The sequence below is a fragment of the Streptomyces sp. NPDC001093 genome (assembly GCF_040298985.1).
Classification (GTDB): domain Bacteria; phylum Actinomycetota; class Actinomycetes; order Streptomycetales; family Streptomycetaceae; genus Streptomyces.
The window spans coordinates 36,256-54,262 of the sequence record NZ_JBEPBF010000010.1; the positions used below are offsets into that span (position 1 = coordinate 36,256).

Sequence of the window (18,007 nt, forward strand, 5' to 3'; positions counted from 1 at the left end):
TCAGCCCTTGATCTCGGTCCAGGCCTGCACCCACTTGGCGTACGGCACGCACTTCACGTCCTTGCGGCCGTCCAGGCACTGCTCGATGGGCGTGTTCCAGAAGGCGATCCTCTTCCAGTAGCTCTCGTCGGCCGCGTGGTAGACCGTGCAGAAGTTCTTGTCGCTGGTCTCGGCACAGGCCTTGGAGTTGGCCGGAGCCTCGCCGAAGTACTCGGCCACCTCGGCGTTGACCTTGGGCGAGACGATCCAGTTCAGCCACTGGTAGGCGCAGTTGGGGTGCTTGGCCTTGCTGTACACCATCCAGGTGTCCGACCAGCCGGTCGAACCCTCCTTCGGCACGAGCGCCTTGACCTTGGCGCCCTCGGAGGCGGCGAGGTTCGCGATGACCTGCCAGGTGGTGCCGACCACCGAGTCGCCGCTCTTGAAGGCGGAGACCTCCTTGAGGTAGTCGCTCCAGTACTCGCCGACGTTCCTGTTCTGCTGCTTGAGCAGGGCCACGGCCGCGTCGAACTGCTTCTGGTCGAGGGCGTACGGGTCCTTGATCTTCAACTCGGGCCTGGCGGCCTTGAGATAGAGGGCCGCGTCGGCGATGTAGATCGGCGAGTCGTACGCGGTGACGTGTCCCTTGTACCGCGAGGCGTCGTCGAAGACGGCGGACCAGGAGGCGGGCGCGGGCTTGACCTTGTCGGTGTTGTACATCAGCAGGTTGGCGCCCCGGCCGTGCGGGATGCCGTACATCTGCCCCTTCACCGAGTTCCAGGCGCCGTTCTTCAGCCCGCTGAAGACGTCCTTGTAGTTGGGGACGAGGGCGGTGTTGACGGGGGCCGCGTCGCCGGAGGCGATCAGGCGCAGGGAGGCGTCGCCGGAGGCGGAGACGGCGTCGTACTCGCCGGTCTTCATCAGCTTGACCATCTCGTCCGAGCTGGCGGCGACCTTGGAGTGGACCTGGCAGCCCGTCTGCTTCTCGAAGTCGCCGACCCAGTTCACCTTGGGGTCGTTGGAGCCGTCCTCGACATAGCCGGCCCAGGCGATCAGGTTGACCTGGCCCTCCGTTTTGCCGAGCTTCGTCGGGGCCTTGAGGTCCGGCGGGTTGAGCCCGGTGGCGGACGAGCCGCCCGAGCCGGAGGAGTCACAGGCGGCGGCGAGCAGCAGCGCGGCGGCGCAGGCCGCGGTGCGCAGGGTACGGGTGGGGCGCACGGTGTTCTCCATGGGGACGTAGAGGCGGGGGAGAGGTCAGGAGGGCAGCCGGACGGCGTGCCGGCGGTGCCACGTCAGGCGGACCCGGGTGCCGCGGTAGGCGGCGGCGTCCTCGGAGGAGGTGTCCAGGTTCTGCTGGAGCGCGGTGAGCCGGCCGCCGCCGTCGAGGTCGACCAGGAAGCGGGTGGCGTCGCCGAGATAGACGACCTCGGCGACGGTTCCGGTCGCGGTGGCGTGCTCGGGTTCGTCCGCCTCGGCCGACTCCTTCAGGACGCGGATCTTCTCCGGCCGGATGTTGTACGTGCCCGGGGTGCCGACGATCCGGTGGGCCACCTCTCCGTCGAGGAGGTTCGAGGTGCCGACGAAGGAGGCCACGAAGGGGGTCGCAGGACGCTCGTAGATCTCGGCGGGTGTCCCGACCTGGGCGATGCGGCCCTGGTCGAAGACGGCGATGCGGTCGCTCATCGTCAGGGCCTCCTCCTGGTCGTGGGTGACGAAGACGAAGGTGATGCCGACCTCCCGCTGGATCGCCTTCAGCTCGACCTGCATCTGCTCGCGCAGCTTCAGGTCGAGGGCGCCGAGCGGCTCGTCCAGCAGCAGCACTCGGGGCCGGCCGACGAGGGCCCGGGCGAGGGCGACGCGCTGACGCTGCCCGCCGGAGAGCTGGGCCGGGCGCCGCTGGCCGTAGCCCTCGAGGCGGACCTCGGCGAGGGCCTTGCGGGCGCGCACGAGCCGTTCGGCCTTCGGCACCCTGCGGACCTTCAGCCCGTAGGCGACGTTCTGCTCGACCGTCATGTGCGGGAAGAGGGCGTAGTCCTGGAAGACCGTGTGCACGTCCCGCTCGAACGGGGCGAGGCCGGTGACCTCCTGCCCGGCGAGTTCGATCCGGCCCTGGTCCGGTGTCTCGAACCCGGCGACCAGCCGGAGGACGGTCGTCTTGCCGGATCCGGACGGGCCGAGCATCGAGAAGAACTCCCCGTCCCGGATCTCCAGGTCGACCCCGGCCACGGCGGTCGTCTCACCGAACGACTTCCGCAGGTCCTGCAGCCGGATCGCAATTCCCTCCATAGGGGAACCTTTCTGGCGCGCTGTACGTTGAACCGCTTGACCGTAAACATATGAAGTCATAGTTCTAAGCTCAAGGTCCCCTTAGGGTAAAGCTTGAGTCAATGCACGAGGTGGTGACCGTGAGGCAGTACGAGATGGAGGGCGGCGCCCGCAAGGCCCTCTTCAGCCCGGTGGACAACCGGGCCCGCGTGGACGCGGTCGCCCACCGCATCGGCGACGCCATCGAACTGGGTCTCCTGGCCGACGGCGAGCAGCTGCCCGGCGAGACCGAGCTGGCCGGACAGCTCGGCGTCTCCACGGTCACCCTGCGCGAGGCGCTCATGGCCCTGCGCCAACAGGGCCTGGTCACCACCCGCCGGGGCCGCGGCGGCGGCAGCTTCGTCTCCCTCCCCGAAGTCCCCGCCGACGACCGCCTCAAGGCCCGGCTGCGCGGCTGGAGCACCGAGGAGCTGCGCGACCTGGGCGACCACTGGGCCGCCCTGTCCGGCGCCGCCGCCCGGCTCGCCGCCCAGCGCACCGAACCCGAGGACCTCCACCAACTCCGCCGTACCGCCGAGGAGTTGACCCGAGCCGAGGACGCGGCGGCCCGCAGCCGGCTGTACGGCCGCTTCCACGTCGAACTCGCGGCGGCCGCCCAGTCCGCCCGGCTCACCCGCGAACAGGTCGCCCTGCAGAGCGAGATCGGCGCACTGCTGTGCCTGGTCCTGGCCGACGACGCGTTTCGTGAAGAAGTTGCGGACCGTCACCGCGCCGTGATCTCCGCCGTGCAGGATGGGGCCCACGAAACGGCCGGCACGCTGGCCGAGCGGTGCGTCAGGGAGTCGACGGCGCGGCTCGTCGCCGTACGCCTCACCCTCTGACCGCGTCGCGTCAGGTTCCCGTCCGCTGGAGGACACCATGGGCCGGAGCCCCGGGGCCGCCACCCTCGACACGGAAGCGGAGGCGTGGGTGGCCGCACAGGTCGGCGGTGCGCTGGAAGCCGTCTTCGAGACGGTCGCCGCCATCCGCGCCGACACCGAAACCCTGCTCGGCCGGGTGGTCGCCGAGGGCCGCCGGCCGGCCAGCGCCGACCTCGCCGCCCTGCGCCCCGGACTGCACGTCCACCTGACCCGCGGGGAACTCGTCTCCGGCGTCGGTTTCGTCGCGGCGCCCGGTCTGCTGACGGACGTGCCCGCCTGGCTGGAGTGGTGGCAGTCCGGCGCCGACGGCGAGGTACGCCCCCTTCTGCTCGACCTCGATCCCGGCCAGTCGGCGTACTCCGACTACACGCACTGGGACTGGTTCGCGCTGCCCCGCGACACCGGGCGCCGGGCGGTGGCCGGACCGTACGTCGACTACCTCTGCTCCGACGAATACAGCCTCACGCTCTCCGAACCCGTCCTCATCCAGGGCCGGTTCGCCGGAGTGGCTGCCGCCGACGTCTATCTGCGGCACTTCGAGACGGCCGTCCTGCCCCTCCTGCGGCGCCTGCCCCGCCCCGCACGCCTGGTGAACGCCCGGGGCCGGGTCGCCGCCTCCGCAGACCCCGCCCACCTGGCCGGCTCCCTCACCAAGGGTCCTGGCTTCGGTGAACTGCTCGGCGCGGGGCGGCCCGGCGCGTACGACGGCATGCGCCTGGTGCCGTGCCGGGGTGTGCCGCTGGTGCTGGTGCTCGCCTGAACCCGAGTCCGAGGAGGCGGGCGGCTCAGTCGCCGGTGCCGTCCCGGTACGGCACGCGGGCGAGCTCATGGACCTCGCCGAGCGTGCCCCACTCGTTCCCGCCCAGCCGGGACAGCGGCCGCAGCAGCCCGATACCGGGCCTGCCGTCCACCAGCACGTCCTCGCGGACGGCTGCGTGCACCACCCGGCCGAACACCACCGTCGAATCGCCGAGGCGCAGCGTCGAGTGCAGAGCGCACTCCAGCGCGACGGGAGACGCGGCCACCCGCGGCGGCCGCACCCGCAGCGAGGGCTCCCGCTCGATGCCCACGGCGTCGAACTCGCCCCGGTCGCGCGGAAAGTCGGTCGCGGTCGCGTTGATCTGGGCGAAGAGCGGCTCGGGGGCGAAGTTGACGACGAACTCGCCGGTCGCCTCGACATTGCGCAGCGAGTCCTTCCGGCCCACCGACGTGAACTGCACGATGGGCGGATCGGTGCAGGCCACGGTGAAGAACGAGTGCGGGGCGAGGTTCGCCGTCTCCCCGTCCGGAGCGAGGGTCGAGACCCAGGCGATCGGCCGGGGGACGACGACGGAGGTGAGCAGACGGTAGAACGCCCTGGTCGTCATGGACTCGGGCGAGTAGTCGACGCGCATGACAGCACGCTAGGGGGTGGCGCCCGGGCCCGTGCCACCCGGCCCACCCGTTGATCATCGGCAGCTCGCCGCACTAGGGTACGAGGACAGCCGTACCGGGAGCCGATAACCATCCGCGAGTGTCTGACCCCTCGTGCGCGCGCCGCCCTCGCCCTGGGCCGGGGACTCGTCGCCGTACCGGCCCCGGGGCTCGTCCTCGGCGGCATCCTCGGCCTGCAGGGTGGAGCGGCGCTGACGACCCGTCTCTACCCCGCCGTGGGACCGGCCGGCGTGGTGACCCTGCGGCTGGCCATCGCCGCGCTCGTGCTCACCGCGCTATGGCGGCCCCGGATCCGCGGCGACCGGGCCGGCCTCGGCATCGCGGCCGCCGCCGGAACCCTGCTCGCGGTGCACCATCTCGCGTACTACGAGGCGGTCGCCCGGCTGCCCCTGGGCGCCGCCACCACCCTGGAGTTCCTCGGCCCCTTCGCCATCGCGCTGTGCGCCTCACGCCGCGCCCCCGACCTGGTGTGGGCAGGCCTCGCCGCCGCCGGCGTCCTCCTGCTCAGCCGCACCGGTACGGCCCTGGACGCGACCGGGATCGCCTGCGCCACCGTCGCCGGATGCTGCTGGGCCGGATACATCCTCATCGGCAAGCGGCTGGCCGGACGCGTCCCCGACGGCCGAGGCCTCGCGCTGGCCGTGACCTGGGCAGCGCTGCTCAGCCTTCCGTACGGCATCACCCAGGCGGGCACCCGCCTCCTGGACCCGGGCACCCTCGCCGTGGCCGCGGCCGTCGCCGTGCTCTCCAGCGTCGTGCCCTACACGTTCCAGCTGGAGGCGCTGCGCCGTCTGACCCCGGGCACCTTCGGGGTACTGACCAGCCTGGAACCGGCGATCGGCGCGCTGATCGGACTGCTGTTCCTGGGGCAGCACCTCGCGGTGGCCCAGTGGGCGGGAGTCGCGGCGGTGGGGCTGGCCTCGGTGGGGGCGACGCGCACGGAAGGTGCGGCCACGGCGCAGGACTTGAGCGACTCGGCGGAGGCTACGCACACCCCGGTCGAGACAGCTCGGGGAGACGGCTTCCGGCACCACTTTCGGCGAGCAAGGCCGATGATGGCAAAGCCCCCCGAAGGTCGCGGGCCGGCCGGTCATGCGGATCCGCCCGATGCCCTGCCGTGACGGGCGGGAACACCCGGCCCCGCGAGGAACCGCTCACCTCCCGCGCCGTCCAGGCCCACGACCAAGGTGAAGGGCTCGGCCGGCGCTCGACCGAGCCGGGGTCGAATACGTCCCGGCCATCGAACCCTGAGTGCCCGCTTCGTCGATGACCTCGAGCGGCCCGGCCCGGTGCCGGGTGCAAGGCGGCGCCGGGCCGGGGCGAGTGGGCCGGTCAGGCCGCCAGGCGCTCCGCGAGCTGCTTGGCCTTCGTGGCCGCTTCCTCGAGGGCACGGTCGCGGGAGGCCTCGTACAGCGGGACAAGCTCGGCCATCGCCGGGTTCTGCGGGGCCATGGTCAGCTCCGGGACGATGAAGTCGACGTCCAGGCCGAGCATGTCGGCGAGGACGGCCGTGAGGTAGTTCTGCACGTACTCGAATCCCTCGCGCGGGGTGCCCGGCCCGTAGGCGCCGCCCCGGCTGGCCACGATCGTGACCGGAGTGCCCTTGGCGGACGGGGTCTCGCCCGCGGTGCGGCCGAAGAGGACCACGTTGTCCACCCAGGACTTGAGGGTCGAGGGGATCGAGAGGTTGTACATCGGGGCGCCGATCAGTACGGCGTCCGCCTGCTCCAGCTCCTCGATCAGCCGGACGCGCTCGGCGAAGGCCGCCGCCTGCTCCGGCGTGTGCGAAGCCGGGTCGGCGAAGCCCGCGGTGTGCGCTGCGGCGGTGATGTGGGGGACGGGCTGGGCCGCCAGATCGCGGTAGACGACCGTGCCGTCGGGGTGCTGCTCCTGCCAGTGCGTGCGGAAGGCCTCCGTCACGGCACGCGAGGCCGAGGCCTCGGCCGGGAACACGGACGAGTCGATGTGCAGCAGGGTGGCCATGGTGACTCCGAAATGAAGACAAAGAAGACAATAGGGACAGAGGTGGCCCGGCGGCTCAGCGCCAGGGCCGAGTTTTCGTACTCGACTATCTTTAACACAGGGACTTACTTTTTTTCATCCCCCTACGGCGAGGTAGTACCCTGATCGCATGGCGGCGGACGTGACCCACGACAGCGCGGTGTGCAAGCGGGTGGACGATGGCATCACCCGTGTCTTCCAGCTGCTCGGAAAGCGCTGGAGCGGCCCGATCGTGGCCGTCCTGGTGGAACAGCCCGCGCACTTCGCCGACCTGCGCCGGGCCGTCCCCGGCATCAGTGAGCGCATGCTGTCCGACCGGCTCGCCGAGCTCGGCGCGGCCGGACTCGTGCTCCGCGAGGTCGACGAGGGCCCGCCGCTGCGCGTGTCCTACCGGCTGACCGAGGCGGGAGCCGCCCTGGAGCCGGCGCTCCGGGAACTGGGCGAGTGGGCGAAGGCCCACCTGCCGGACGCGCCGTCGTGCCCCGGCGAGGAGCGCGACCGGCGGGCCGGGTCACCGACGTAGCGCCCGGTCATGGACATCACGGTGCAGCGGGTGAGGACCGGCTGGACCGAGCGGTCACGCGGCGGCGTTGCCGCCGCCCGGCGGAACGCGGTGCCGGTCGGGTTTCCGTTGCCTCAGGTGCCGCGCCGTCGGGCCGCGCGCACGTTGTGCGGGTGGCCGGGCGGCACGGCTTCGAGCCCGGGGAGAGCCGGACGGATCTCGGCACCCTCAGCGTGAGCCTGCGGGAACGGGACAGCGGCCTCCGGGCGTGCGCCCAGGGCGGGTTCGGGCTTCCGCTCCGGCCCCGCAGGCCCCCGGCGGTGTGGCTGCGGCCGGGCCAGTGGCTCCGCCGGCAGCTCAACCACCGCTTCGGCAGCGCCTCCGGGATGGCGGACCGGTCGTACTCGCTCGACACCTTCACCGTCGCCCACGGCCCGGTCGAGCGTGACGGGTTCCTCGGGAAGCGGCCGTGCTGGTCGACGAGTGCGGGCCGGTGCGACAGCCCGGCGGCGCTCGCGAGAGCATCGAGTGGACGGCGTCACCCGGTCCGGTGAGCGGATGCGGGGGCCAGCCCCCGTCCTGACACACCGGATGACCGGATGGTGCGGGCCCGGGTGCGTCGGCGACGGTGGTCCCCCGTGGACACCCGTCGGAAGGACACGCACGTGCACACCCTCACGGCCACCGCCGCCGCCCTGCTCCTCGCAGCCGGAGCCGTACCGGCCGCGGCCGCCGCACACCCCGAGCCGCCCGGGACCGACGGGGTGTGGCGCATGGACGGCTACGGCACCGTCCTCGTCCTCGGCGGGGGAGTGCTGCAGGAGCACCAGACGACAGCCGTCAGCTGCCTCAAGGGCGACACCTCGCGGCAGACCGGTCCCGGCACCTATGCGGCACCCGACGGCTCGGTGCTGACCGTACGGACCGTGCACGACCGCGATCACGCGCTGCTCGCCGCGGACAGCTCGGTGGGACACCCGAAACTGCGCCGCCTGAGGGCCCTGCCCGCCCCGTGCACGCGCCCCGCCCCCACGGACCCGCGTACCACCTTCGACGTCTTCTGGCGGACCTTCGAGGAGAACTACCCCTTCTTCGCCCAGAAGCACATCGACTGGCACGCCGTCCGCGACCGGTACCGCCCGCTGGTGCACAAGGACACCACGAAGGATCAACTCTTCGGGATCCTCGGCGAGATGGTGCGTCCGCTGTACGACGCCCATGTCACGGTGGTCGACGGCAACCGCCACTTCGGCCAGGTCCGCCCCGGCACGGAGAAGCCGGGCCCGGAACTGGACGCCAGGGTGAAGACGTTCATCGAGGCCCGCGACCTCAAGGACGCCTCCTCCCGGCAGGACTTCGGCGCGGGCCGGATCACCTACGCCGACCTGCCGGGCGACCTCGGCTATCTGCGCATCTCCGGATTCGGCGGCTATGCCGGCAAGGACGCGCCCTACACCGCCGAACAGGCCGAACTCGACCGGGCCTTGAACACCGTACTCACCCGGCGCCGTACCGAGCGGCTCAAGGGGCTCGTCATCGACCTGCGCGTCAACGGTGGCGGCCACGACCCCCTCGGCATCCGGATCGCCGAGCGGCTGACCGGCACGCCGTACACCGCGTACGCGAAACGGGCCCGCAACGACCCCGCCGACCCCACCCGGCACACCCGCCCCGAACCCGTACCCGTCGTCCCGGCCGGCGCGCCCCGCTACACCGGCCCGGTCGCCGTCCTCACCGGCGGCTCGACGGTCAGCGCGGGCGAGACCTTCACCCAGGCCCTGATGGACCGGCCCGGACGGACCGTGCGGATCGGGCAGCCCACCCAGGGTGTCTTCTCGGACGTGATGGTGCGCCACCTGCCCGACGGCCTGGCCTTCGGCCTGCCGAACGAGGAGTTCCTGACCCGTACCGGCGGCACCTTCGACGGCACGGGCATCCCGCCGCAGCTGACCGAACCGGTCTTCACCAAGGAGGAGTTCGCGAAGAACCGCGACTCTGCCTTCGACCGCGCGGTGAACCTGCTGAGCGGGCGCGGCTGAGCCGGATCAGTCCACCGGCCAGGTGTGGGCCGGGGCGTTGAGGTGCATGTAGTCGATGTACAGCTGGGTCATCCGGCGCAGGGCCTCGTGGCGGCCGGCACGCGTGGTGGCGTCGAGGTGGTGGAACATCTCCATCTGCCACACGGCGCCGTTGCGTGCCGCCACACAGCGCTGCTCGATGATGCCGAGCAGCGGCTCCCGCCACGCCTCGTCCATGCCGGACTGCTCGAGTCCCCGGTGCGCCAGCGGCAGCAGCCTGCGCAGCACCAGTTCCGGGACCGGCACCTCGCCCATTCCGGGCCAGTACAACAGGGCGTCGATGCCACGCCGGGCGGCGGTGTGCAGATTGTCCTCGGCTGCGGCGAACGACATCCGCGACCACACCGGCCGGTCCTCCTCCACCAGGGCCCGGGTGAGGCCGTAGTAGAAGGCACCGTTGGCGAGGGTGTCGGCGACGGTCGGTCCGGCGGGCAGCACCCGGTTCTCCACCCGAATGTGCGGGACGTCGTGGGAGACCGCGTACACCGGACGGTTCCAGCGGTAGATCGTGCCGTTGTGCAGGGTCAGTTCGGCGAGTTCCGGGATGTCGCCGCGATCCAGGGTCTCCGCCGGGTCCTGTTCGTCGCACAGCGGGAGGAGGGCGGGGAAGTACCGCAGGTTCTCCTCGAACAGGTCGAAGACACTGTTGATCCACCGCTCCCCGAACCACACCCGGGGCCGTACGCCCTGCACCTTGATCTCCTCCGGGCGGGTGTCCGTGGCCTGTTCGAACAGCGGGATACGGGTCTCGTGCCACAGCTCCTTGCCGAACAGGAACGGTGAGTTGGCCGCCAGCGCCACCTGGACCCCGGCGATGGCCTGCGCCGCGTTCCAGTAGGAGGCGAACTCCTCGGGAGACACCTGCAGATGGAACTGCGTGCTCGTGCACGCGGCCTCCGGGGTGATGGTGTCCGCGTAGGTGCGCAGCCGGTCCACGCCGTCCACCTCGATGCGCAGGTCCTCGCCGCGGGCCGCGAAGATCTGGTCGTTGAGCAGCTGGTAGCGCGGGTTCTCCGACAGGGTCTCCTCGCCGATGTCGTCCTGGCGCAGGGTGGGCAGGATCCCGATCATGATCAGCCGGGTGCCGACCGACCTGGCCCGCTCGTCCGCGTGGTTCAGCGCGGCGCGGATCTCCGACTCCCACGCGTCGGGACCGCCCGCCGTCAGCCGCCGTGGCGGCACGTTGATCTCCAGGTTGAAGCGGCCCAGCTCGGTGGACCAGGCGGGGTCGGAGATCGCCTTCAGCACGTCGGTGTTGCGCATCGCCGGCTCGGCGTCGTCGCCGACCAGGTTCAGCTCGATCTCCAGACCGACCTGCGGCCGCTCGGACTCGAACCGGGACTCGCGCAGCATCTGCGCCAACGTGTCCAGGCACGCGTGCATCTTGATCCGGTACCGGCGGCGGTCCTCGCGGGTGAAGACGAGCGCCGGGACGTCGCGTCCCATCGGCCCTCCCTGATGCCCCTCGTCGCAGCCTCCTGCATTCAGCGTCGCACCAACACGTGAGCCTCACCAGGCACGGCCGGTACCTGCCGGCCCGACGGCATGAGCTGGGTCCCGGGACCGCTTCGGTGCATCCGGCCGGTGCGTCTCCATCGTGTACACGGCCGTGCACAGCACGTGAGCGCGACGGATGCGTTCGGTGAGGTCCCGGTGGCAGGGGGCGCTGGCCCCGGCGCGGTGGAGGTTGCGAAGATGGGCCCATGACCACCTCGCACGGCGCTCGTCGGCCCACGATCGCCGACGTCGCCGCGGCGGCGTCGGTGTCGCGCACCACGGTGTCCCACGCCCTCAACGGCATCGGCAAGGTCGACCCGCGCACCCGCGAACGCATCAAGAAGATCGCCGCCGAGCTGGGGTACCGGCCCAACCTGCGCGCCCAGCGGCTGCGCCGGGGCCAGGCCAAGGCCATCGCGCTGGCCTCCTCGATGCCGTTCGCGGTGGCCGGCGGCCCCTCCCGGCTCGGCTTCTACATGGAGGTGGCCGCCGCCGCGGCCGAGCGGGCCCTCGTCCACGGCTACGCCCTGGTGCTGATCCCGCCGGTGCAGTCGGGCTCCGCGCTCTACTCCGTCGACATCGACGGCGCGATCGTGGTCGAACCGGCGTCGGACGACGCCGCCGTGGCCCAACTGCGCGAGCGCGGACTGCCGTACGTCGCGCTGGGCCGGCCCACGGCACCCGACGACGACGCCCCCTACGTGGACCTGCACGGCGGCAGGGTGGTGGAACTGCTCCTGGACCACCTGCGCGACCAGGGCGCCCGCAGCCCGGCGCTCATCGTCGGCGCGGGCACCCGGCACTCCGCGGTCGACGCCCGCGCCGCCTACGAACGGATCGCCGCCGCGTACGGCTGGCCGGCCGTCGTCGCCACCGCGCCGGAGGAGGGCGGCGAGCAGGCGGGGTACGACCGGTGCGCCGCGCTCCTCGCGGAGCACCCCGGCATCGACGCGCTGTGCGTGCTCGTCGACGCCTTCGCGGTCGGCGCCGTACGGGCGCTGCGGGACGCGGGGCGCCGGATCCCCGACGACGTCATGGTCGTCACCCGGTACGACGGGCTGCGCGCCCGCACCTGCGAACCCCCGCTCACCGCCGTCGACCTGGGCCTGGACCGGGCCGCCGCGGACGCGGTGGAACTGCTGCTCGCCCGGCTGGGCACGCGACCGGCCGCGGACGCGGCAGCCGGGCCGACGGAAACCGGGCCGGCGGAAGCGGGGGACGAGGTACCGGCCGCCGCCGTACCCCGGCTCGTCCCGCGCGCCTCGTCCCTGCGACGTCCGCCTACCGCCTCGGACGGGACGCGCCCGGGAACGGAGTAGAAGAGGACGCTTTTCCGGAACGGCCGACGAGCCGTCAGGGTCACGTCCCTGCCATGAGCGCCACCCCCGACACCAGGGCGAAGACGAGGACGAAGGCGCGCATCCTCCTCGCGTCGAGGCGCCGGTGCACCAGGCGGCTGAGCCAGGCTCCCGCCGCGAGCGCGGGCAGCAGCAGGAGCGCCCAGCCCATGTCCGCCGGACGGCCCCGCCCGGTGACGAACAGCAGGGCCAGGGAGGCGACTTCACCCACCAGAAAGCAGGCGGCGACCGTGGCCCGCAGCTCGCCGGGCGGCCGGTGCTGGTAGACGAGCGCGAGAGGCGGGCCGCCCACGCCGGTCGCGGTCTCGGTCAGCCCGGTGACGACACCGGCGCCCAGATAGGCACCGCGCCCCGGCACGAACGAGGGCACGACGAGGCTCACCACGGCCGCCAGGACCGTCGCCGCGCCGACCACGGCACCGAGAGAGCCTGCCGGGATCGCCCACAGCAGCGACAGCCCCGCCGGGGTCGCCGCAAGCCGCGCCGCCGTGATCCAGCCGGCGCCGCGCAGATCGAGACTGTGCCGTTCACGCCACGCGACGTACAGGTTGAGCGGGATCATCGCGGTCAGCACGAACACGGGCAGCAGCCCCGGATCGAGCAGCCCCGCGACCGGGGCCACGATCAGCGCGAACCCGAGGCCGCTGGCCCCCTGCACGAACGCGGCCGCCGCGACGGTCACCGCCAGCACCGCCAGGGTGCCGCCGCTCATCGCCGGTCACCGGGACAGGACATGTCCCCTCCCGCCGCCTCGGTGTGCGCCGCCGCCCGCTGCCGTGCCGCCACCGACGTCGGATGGGCCCGTGTCACCCCGGCGCGCCGTACCACCTGCGGGGCCAGCTCGGCGGCCCGGCGGACCAGTGCCGGTCCGTCCCAGTCCGGCGGCCAGCCGCGCCACAGGCGCAGGCGGCCGGCGACGAACACGGCGGTGAGCTGGTCCCGGTTGCCGCGCCGCACCAGTTCCCACGGCAGGTCCCAGGACGGCCGCATCTCCGGCCGGTCGAGGTCGGCCAGGAGGAAGTCCGCGGCGGCGCCGGGCACGATCCGTCCCGTGTGCCGGCCGAGTCCGACCGCGTCCGCGCCGCCCGCCGTGGCCCGCTCCCACCACGTCCAGCCGGCGCCGCAGGAGGAGTCCCCGCTGGCCAGGCCGTAGGTGAGCCGCTGAGCGAACTCCGCCGCGTCCGTGAGCCGGAAGCCGTCACCCCGGGTGCCGTCGGTGCCCAGCCCGAACCGGATGCCGCGCTCGGCGAAGGCGGTCGCCGGGGCGACGGCGTTGCCCTTCCACGCGCTGGCCACCGGGTTGTAGCTCACCGCGGCGCCGCTGTCCGCCAGCAGCGTGACCTCGACGGGGGTGAGCAGCGTCGCGTGCGCGGCCAGCAACTGCGGGCCCAGGGCGCCCACATGGCGCAGATGCTCCAGGGGCCGCAGTCCGTGCCGGACCAGTGAGCGCTCGACGGCGACGAGGTGCTCGTTCACATGGATCTGTACGACCGTGCCCGCGTCGGCGGCGAGCCGTGCCGTCGCGGCCAGCGTGTGCGCCGTCGCGGCCTCCGGCACGGACACGGCGAGCGAGGGACGGACCAGGTCGTCACCGCCGTAGCGCGCCAGGTGCTTCTCGGCCGCGGCGAGCACCGTCTGCGGATCCGCGTCGGCTCCGGTGCCGTCCGAGATGTCGTCGCAGACGAGCCCCAGCACACAGCGGATCCCCGCGTCCCGCGCGGCCGAGGCCACCACGTCCACGTCCACCGAGGCCCGGGTCCCCGACTCGGCGACGGTCGTGAAACCGCCCCGCAGGGACTCCAGCGCGGCCAGTTTCGCGGCGACGTAGGCCGACTCCTCGTCCAGGGCGCGCTCCAGCGGCACCCACACGCGGCGGAAGATCTCCGACGGCTCCCCGAAGGCGAGGGCGCCGCCGAAGCTCTGCGTCAGATGGTGGTGGGCGTCGACGAAGCCCGGCAGCAGCGCGTGCCCGGGCAGCCGGAGCGGGGTCAGCGACGGATGGGTCCGGACGATCCGCTCGACCGGGCCGACGTCACGGAACACGCCGTCCCGCACCACCACGGCCTGGAGCTCCAGCGGGCCGTCGGGAGTCAGCGTCACGTCGGGGACCAGCAGCAGCGCGCCGTGGCGGAGCCGGTCGGGGGTCAGGTCGGTCATGGTTCTCCGTGGTTCGAGGTGGCTGTGCGGGAGTTCAGGCACGGGCGGCCGGACTCGGCGCCTCGGCCGGCACGGCGGCAGCGGGGTCCGCGGTGCGCCGCCCCAGGTGGTGGAAGACGACGTTGAGGACGGCGGCGACGAGGGCGCCCACCGCCACGCCGCTCTCCAGCACGATCCGCACGTCGGACGGGAACCCGGCGTACACCCCGGGAACCAGGATCGGCAGCAGCCCCAGCGCGAGCGCCACGGCGCAGGTCACCGTGGCCGTGTGGTCCTCCAGCCGGGCCCGGCCGAGCATCTGCGCGCCGAGTACGGCGATCACCGCGAAGACGACCATCGCGGCGCCCCCGACCACGGCCGAGGGCATCACACTGATCGCCCGCGCGACGGGGGGCACGAAGCCGAGGACGACGAGGACCAGACCCGCGGCGGCCGTGACGTACCGGCTGCGCACGCCGGTGACCCGGACGATGCCGATGTTCTCCCCGCTGGTCACCATCAACGGCAGCCCGAAGCAGCCGCCGAGCAGCGAGGTCAGCGCGTCGCCGCGCACCGTGCACGGCACGTCGGTGCGGACGTCGAGGTCCTTGCCGACCGCCTCGGCGTTGATGACGGTCTGCCCGGTCGCCTCCGCCATGGACGCGAGGCTGTACAGCATCAGCGGCAGCGCGGCGAGCAGGTCGAAGACGGGCGTGCCGAACGGCAACGGCCTGGGTACGCCGACCAGTTGACCGGACAGTGCGGAGCCCGGGTGGACCTGGCCGAGGGCGAGGGCGAGGGCGGTGCCGGCCGCGAGGCCGAGCAGTACGGCGAGTTGCCGCAGGACCCCGCGCAGCAGCCGGGTGAAGACGACGATCAGGCCGATGGTGGCGAAGGCGAGCCCCAGCCGTACCGGGTCCGCGAAGCCCGGCGTACCGGGCTGCCCGGTGACGAGCAGCGCGCCGACCTTCACCAGGTTGACCCCGACGATCACGATCATCGTGCCGATGACCAGCGGCGGGAAGAACCGCAGCAGCCGTGCGAACAGCGGCAGCACCAGGAAGGTGAAGGCGGAGGTCAGCAGCACGGCGCCGGTCGCCGTGCGCAGCCCGTGGGCTTGCGCGATCGACAGGAACAGGATCAGCGGCGCACCGCCCGGCAGCATCACGAACGGCAGCCGCGGCCCGAACTTCCAGGGGCCGAGGGACTGGACGAGCGAGCCGATCCCGGACAGCAGCAGAGCCGCCGAGAGCAGGTCGACGGTGATGACCGGGCTGAGCCGGAGGGTGGCGCTCATCAGGAAGACCGCGGAGATCGGTGTGGCCGCCATGACGAGTACGTGCTGGATGCCGAAGAGCAGGATCCGCCCGAGGGGGCGGGACTCGTCGACGGGGTGCACGGCACCGGGGCCGGCGGACGGTACGGAGGAGGGATCTGCGGACGGTACGGGGGTGGGGTCGACAGGATGTACGGGACTGGACACGCGCGGGCTCCGTTCGGCTCGCTCGGCTCAGGCCTCGACGATCCGGCCGGGACGGCGGCCAAATCGATTTGGCCGCATCGATTCGGCCGTCAGTATGAGGGCGTCGACGGGGGGTGGGTCAAGGGGGTGACCGGTGAACGGGACACTGTGGGTACGGGCGGGACTACTCGATGCCTCCGCCCGGGATCCCGGATTCAGGCGTTCTTGCGGGCCACGCCTCCGTAGAAGCCGATCGCTTCGGAGCCGGGCGGCGGAGTGGAGTCCGGGCGCCAGAACGGGACCTGGGTCAGGCCGGGCTCGACCAGTTCGAACCCGTCGAAGAACCGCGCGACCCGGTCGCGGGACCGAAGGTTCATGGTGGCGGTCGCGCTGTTGTAGACGGCCTCGGCCTCGCTGCGGTCGTCGGCGAAGTCGCCCGTCGCATGCGAGAGCACCAGGAAGCTGCCGGCCGGGAGCGCGTCGCGCAGGGTGGCCACGATCCGCTCGGGCTCCTCCGCGTCGCGGATGAAGTGCAGGATCGCGACGAGGAACAGGGCGACCGGCTGGTCGAAATCGATGATCCGCCGGACCTCGGGGTGATCGATGACGGACTGCGGATCGCGCAGGTCGGCGAGCACGATGCTGGTGGTGCCGGCCCGGCTGAGCAGCGCGTCGCCGTGGGCCTTCACGATCGGATCGTTGTCGACATAGGCGACGCGCGCGTCCGGAGCCGCTTCCTGGGCGACCTCGTGCACGTTCGGCGAGGTGGGCAGCCCGGTGCCGACGTCGAGGATCTGGCGGACGCCACTGCCTATCACGTACCGGACCGCACGGTGCAGAAAGGAGCGGTTGGCCCGTACGGAGATCCACACCTCGGGTGCCGCCGCGGCCAGTTGGTCGCCCGCCAGTTGGTCCACCTCGTAGTTGTCCTTGCCGCCCAGGAGGTAGTCGTAGATCCGTGCGGGATGCGGCTTGCTGGTGTCGATGTGCACGGCCCGGCCGCCGTCCTGAGTCACGCTGTGCTCCTCTCCACGACCGTCACGGCCTCGGTCCCGCAAACGGTTGGCCAAAGCTTCCCATATCAACTACCGGTAGCGCGCACGGAGTTCCCGGAGCTGAGGAGGCGATCCCGGCGGCCGCGCACGCCCCACAGCTCGCCCGGCGTCCCTGGTCGAGGGCACCCGGTGGGTCGCGGTGATCCAGGAAGGGCCGGCCGGGTGGTGTCCGGGGCGGGACGGGTTCGCGCCGGGTCGTGTTCGCACGGAGTCGTCCCCGCGCCGGGCCACGCACATGCCGGGTGGTGCCCGGCGTTCCCCCTGAAGGGCCGGGTGGGGCTCACCCGTGCTCGCCCCGTACCTGACCCGGGTGTGTCTCACACCGGCCTGCCCCGCGCCCTGGGCGTGTCTCACGCGGCCGGATCTGCCCCGCGCCCCCGCCCGGGCCGCGTGCGGCACTCGGCCGGCCTGCCCTGCGCATCGGACGCACCTCGCGGGTCGGGCGCGTCTCCGTGCGCGGGACGCATCTCACGGGCCGGGACCGCCCGTGCACCGGGCGGCCGTCACCCGGGCGGCTCGTTCGGCTGGCCTGTGCGTCGTCGGTGTCGGATGGTCGGAACAAGATCGGTGAGTCGAAGCTTCGTCCGACCGGTCGCGGGTCGTCCCTCCGTGTCCGTGACGAGGCGGGCGACGCGCCGGGGGCGGGGAACGGTTAATCCATGCGCTCGGGTCGTTCCCCGCCCTTCCAGCTCTCCCGCCCCGGCTCGGCCGGTGCTCGTCGCTGCCGCTCGGGCCCGCCGGAGGAGTCCGCGCTCCGTCGCGCGGGAGCCCGCCACCCGCCGGAGACCTCCTTGGCCGGCTTGTGCGGGAAGCGGCGTTCGGCGTACCGCTGTGCCTCGCCGGCGGGGCGGACGGCCAGGCAGTAACCGGACTTGTAGCTGGGCTTGAAGGCGAGGCTCTGCCCCATCGACGCGTTCTCCGGATCGGTGACCCGGGAGCGGAAGCCGGCGGCGTCCTCGCTGCCGGCCACGGTCCGCACCCAGTCGGTGAACCCGCTCATGAACTCCCGGTAGTTGGGGGTCGTGCAGGCCAGGGCGTCGACTCCGTGCCGACAAGTGGCCGGGTCCTCTGGGACGGCGGGCGGCCCGTACCCATGACGGCGGTCCGGGAGGCCGTCGACGCGATCGGCATGCGCGAGGCGGTCGAGCGGCTTCCCCACGGGCTCGGCACCGCGCTCGCCACGCGAGAACTTCGGGAGCGCCGAGCTGTCCGGCGGACAGTGGCCGCGCCTGGCCCGCGGGCGCGCGCTGTACCGCCGTACCCCCTGCTCATCCTGGACGAGCTGACGTCACTCAGGTCGTTGCAGCGTGCATAGGATCG

Annotated in this window: 17 protein-coding genes and 1 pseudogene; 8 read left to right on the forward strand and 10 right to left on the reverse strand. The window is 72.6% G+C overall.

Going from position 1 to position 18,007, the window contains the following annotated elements:
* Together ABT288_RS07710 and ABT288_RS07715 are read right to left on the reverse strand one after the other, a co-directional pair.
* On the reverse strand, nucleotides 1–1,197 hold the full coding sequence (locus tag ABT288_RS07710) for an ABC transporter substrate-binding protein (protein ID WP_351603844.1): 1,197 nt from the start codon (nucleotides 1,195–1,197) through the stop codon (nucleotides 1–3).
* A gap of 36 nt (nucleotides 1,198–1,233) precedes the next feature.
* Nucleotides 1,234–2,265, reverse strand: coding sequence for an ABC transporter ATP-binding protein (locus tag ABT288_RS07715; protein WP_351603846.1), 1,032 nt, complete (start codon nucleotides 2,263–2,265; stop codon nucleotides 1,234–1,236).
* Between the two features lie 101 nt (nucleotides 2,266–2,366).
* Here ABT288_RS07715 and ABT288_RS07720 point away from each other — a divergent pair, with 101 nt between their 5' ends.
* Complete coding sequence (locus tag ABT288_RS07720) at nucleotides 2,367–3,125, forward strand: FadR/GntR family transcriptional regulator (RefSeq protein WP_502972733.1); 759 nt, start codon at nucleotides 2,367–2,369, stop codon at nucleotides 3,123–3,125.
* A gap of 37 nt (nucleotides 3,126–3,162) precedes the next feature.
* Nucleotides 3,163–3,924, forward strand: coding sequence for a cache domain-containing protein (locus ABT288_RS07725; RefSeq protein WP_351603850.1), 762 nt, complete (start codon nucleotides 3,163–3,165; stop codon nucleotides 3,922–3,924).
* A gap of 25 nt (nucleotides 3,925–3,949) precedes the next feature.
* Here ABT288_RS07725 and ABT288_RS07730 read toward each other — a convergent pair whose 3' ends face one another.
* Nucleotides 3,950–4,558, reverse strand: a complete 609-nt coding sequence (locus tag ABT288_RS07730; RefSeq protein ID WP_351603852.1) for a flavin reductase family protein — start codon at nucleotides 4,556–4,558, stop codon at nucleotides 3,950–3,952.
* 270 nt (nucleotides 4,559–4,828) lie between these two features.
* On the opposite strand from ABT288_RS07730, the gene ABT288_RS07735 reads away from it, so the two are divergent.
* The gene (locus ABT288_RS07735) at nucleotides 4,829–5,719 is read left to right on the forward strand and encodes an EamA family transporter (protein WP_351603854.1); all 891 of its coding nucleotides are present in this window, start codon (nucleotides 4,829–4,831) and stop codon (nucleotides 5,717–5,719) included.
* Nucleotides 5,720–5,930: 211 nt separating this feature from the next.
* Here the strand turns inward: ABT288_RS07735 and ABT288_RS07740 are convergent, their stop codons facing one another.
* Entirely contained in the window at nucleotides 5,931–6,581 is a 651-nt protein-coding gene (locus ABT288_RS07740) for an FMN-dependent NADH-azoreductase (protein ID WP_351603856.1), read from the reverse strand.
* A gap of 148 nt (nucleotides 6,582–6,729) precedes the next feature.
* Here ABT288_RS07740 and ABT288_RS07745 point away from each other — a divergent pair, with 148 nt between their 5' ends.
* The 3 genes from ABT288_RS07745 to ABT288_RS07755 all read left to right on the forward strand — a co-directional run bounded on the left by ABT288_RS07745 (nucleotide 6,730) and on the right by ABT288_RS07755 (nucleotide 9,140).
* Nucleotides 6,730–7,122: a winged helix-turn-helix transcriptional regulator gene (locus tag ABT288_RS07745; protein WP_351603858.1), complete on the forward strand. Its 393-nt coding sequence runs from the start codon at nucleotides 6,730–6,732 to the stop codon at nucleotides 7,120–7,122.
* 152 nt (nucleotides 7,123–7,274) lie between these two features.
* On the forward strand, nucleotides 7,275–7,655 hold the full coding sequence (locus tag ABT288_RS07750) for a hypothetical protein (protein WP_351603860.1): 381 nt from the start codon (nucleotides 7,275–7,277) through the stop codon (nucleotides 7,653–7,655).
* 111 nt (nucleotides 7,656–7,766) lie between these two features.
* Nucleotides 7,767–9,140, forward strand: a complete 1,374-nt coding sequence (locus ABT288_RS07755; RefSeq protein WP_351603987.1) for a S41 family peptidase — start codon at nucleotides 7,767–7,769, stop codon at nucleotides 9,138–9,140.
* Between the two features lie 6 nt (nucleotides 9,141–9,146).
* On the opposite strand, the gene ABT288_RS07760 is transcribed toward ABT288_RS07755, so the two are convergent.
* Complete coding sequence (locus ABT288_RS07760) at nucleotides 9,147–10,625, reverse strand: glutamate-cysteine ligase family protein (RefSeq protein ID WP_351603862.1); 1,479 nt, start codon at nucleotides 10,623–10,625, stop codon at nucleotides 9,147–9,149.
* A 257-nt stretch (nucleotides 10,626–10,882) separates the two neighbouring features.
* Between ABT288_RS07760 and ABT288_RS07765 the strand changes: the two genes are divergently transcribed.
* Nucleotides 10,883–11,995 (forward strand): substrate-binding domain-containing protein, encoded by a 1,113-nt coding sequence (locus ABT288_RS07765; RefSeq protein WP_351603863.1) that lies wholly within the window; start codon nucleotides 10,883–10,885, stop codon nucleotides 11,993–11,995.
* A 40-nt stretch (nucleotides 11,996–12,035) separates the two neighbouring features.
* Here ABT288_RS07765 and ABT288_RS07770 read toward each other — a convergent pair whose 3' ends face one another.
* The 5 genes from ABT288_RS07770 to ABT288_RS07790 form a co-directional block, all read right to left on the reverse strand.
* Entirely contained in the window at nucleotides 12,036–12,746 is a 711-nt protein-coding gene (locus ABT288_RS07770) for a sulfite exporter TauE/SafE family protein (RefSeq protein ID WP_351603864.1), read from the reverse strand.
* Nucleotides 12,743–14,191 (reverse strand): amidohydrolase family protein, encoded by a 1,449-nt coding sequence (locus ABT288_RS07775; RefSeq protein WP_351603866.1) that lies wholly within the window; start codon nucleotides 14,189–14,191, stop codon nucleotides 12,743–12,745. The genes ABT288_RS07770 and ABT288_RS07775 overlap by 4 nt, the downstream gene beginning before the upstream one ends.
* A 34-nt stretch (nucleotides 14,192–14,225) precedes the next feature.
* Complete coding sequence (locus tag ABT288_RS07780; RefSeq protein WP_351603867.1) at nucleotides 14,226–15,653, reverse strand: uracil-xanthine permease family protein; 1,428 nt, start codon at nucleotides 15,651–15,653, stop codon at nucleotides 14,226–14,228.
* Nucleotides 15,654–15,847: 194 nt separating this feature from the next.
* Nucleotides 15,848–16,648 (reverse strand): SAM-dependent methyltransferase, encoded by an 801-nt coding sequence (locus tag ABT288_RS07785; RefSeq protein ID WP_351603869.1) that lies wholly within the window; start codon nucleotides 16,646–16,648, stop codon nucleotides 15,848–15,850.
* 691 nt (nucleotides 16,649–17,339) lie between these two features.
* Nucleotides 17,340–17,846 carry a hypothetical protein gene (locus ABT288_RS07790; RefSeq protein ID WP_351603871.1) on the reverse strand — a complete coding sequence of 169 codons (507 nt, stop codon included), beginning with the start codon at nucleotides 17,844–17,846 and terminating at the stop codon, nucleotides 17,340–17,342.
* Here ABT288_RS07790 and ABT288_RS50120 point away from each other — a divergent pair.
* A pseudogene (locus tag ABT288_RS50120) lies at nucleotides 17,790–17,978 on the forward strand (ABC transporter ATP-binding protein); the annotation flags it as partial. The gene ABT288_RS07790 and the pseudogene ABT288_RS50120 overlap by 57 nt on opposite strands.
* Between the last annotated feature and the right edge of the window lie 29 nt (nucleotides 17,979–18,007).

Bases quoted from the DNA above. Each gene is read 5' to 3' on its own strand.
- ABT288_RS07715 (WP_351603846.1), bottom strand. From the start codon at position 2,265: ATGGAGGGAATTGCGATCCGGCTGCAGGACCTGCGGAAGTCGTTCGGT.
- ABT288_RS07720 (WP_502972733.1), top strand. From the start codon at position 2,367: ATGCACGAGGTGGTGACCGTGAGGCAGTACGAGATGGAGGGCGGCGCC.
- ABT288_RS07725 (WP_351603850.1), top strand. From the start codon at position 3,163: ATGGGCCGGAGCCCCGGGGCCGCCACCCTCGACACGGAAGCGGAGGCG.
- ABT288_RS07730 (WP_351603852.1), bottom strand. From the start codon at position 4,558: ATGCGCGTCGACTACTCGCCCGAGTCCATGACGACCAGGGCGTTCTAC.
- ABT288_RS07740 (WP_351603856.1), bottom strand. From the start codon at position 6,581: ATGGCCACCCTGCTGCACATCGACTCGTCCGTGTTCCCGGCCGAGGCC.
- ABT288_RS07745 (WP_351603858.1), top strand. From the start codon at position 6,730: ATGGCGGCGGACGTGACCCACGACAGCGCGGTGTGCAAGCGGGTGGAC.
- ABT288_RS07760 (WP_351603862.1), bottom strand. From the start codon at position 10,625: ATGGGACGCGACGTCCCGGCGCTCGTCTTCACCCGCGAGGACCGCCGC.
- ABT288_RS07765 (WP_351603863.1), top strand. From the start codon at position 10,883: ATGACCACCTCGCACGGCGCTCGTCGGCCCACGATCGCCGACGTCGCC.
- ABT288_RS07770 (WP_351603864.1), bottom strand. From the start codon at position 12,746: ATGAGCGGCGGCACCCTGGCGGTGCTGGCGGTGACCGTCGCGGCGGCC.
- ABT288_RS07775 (WP_351603866.1), bottom strand. From the start codon at position 14,191: ATGACCGACCTGACCCCCGACCGGCTCCGCCACGGCGCGCTGCTGCTG.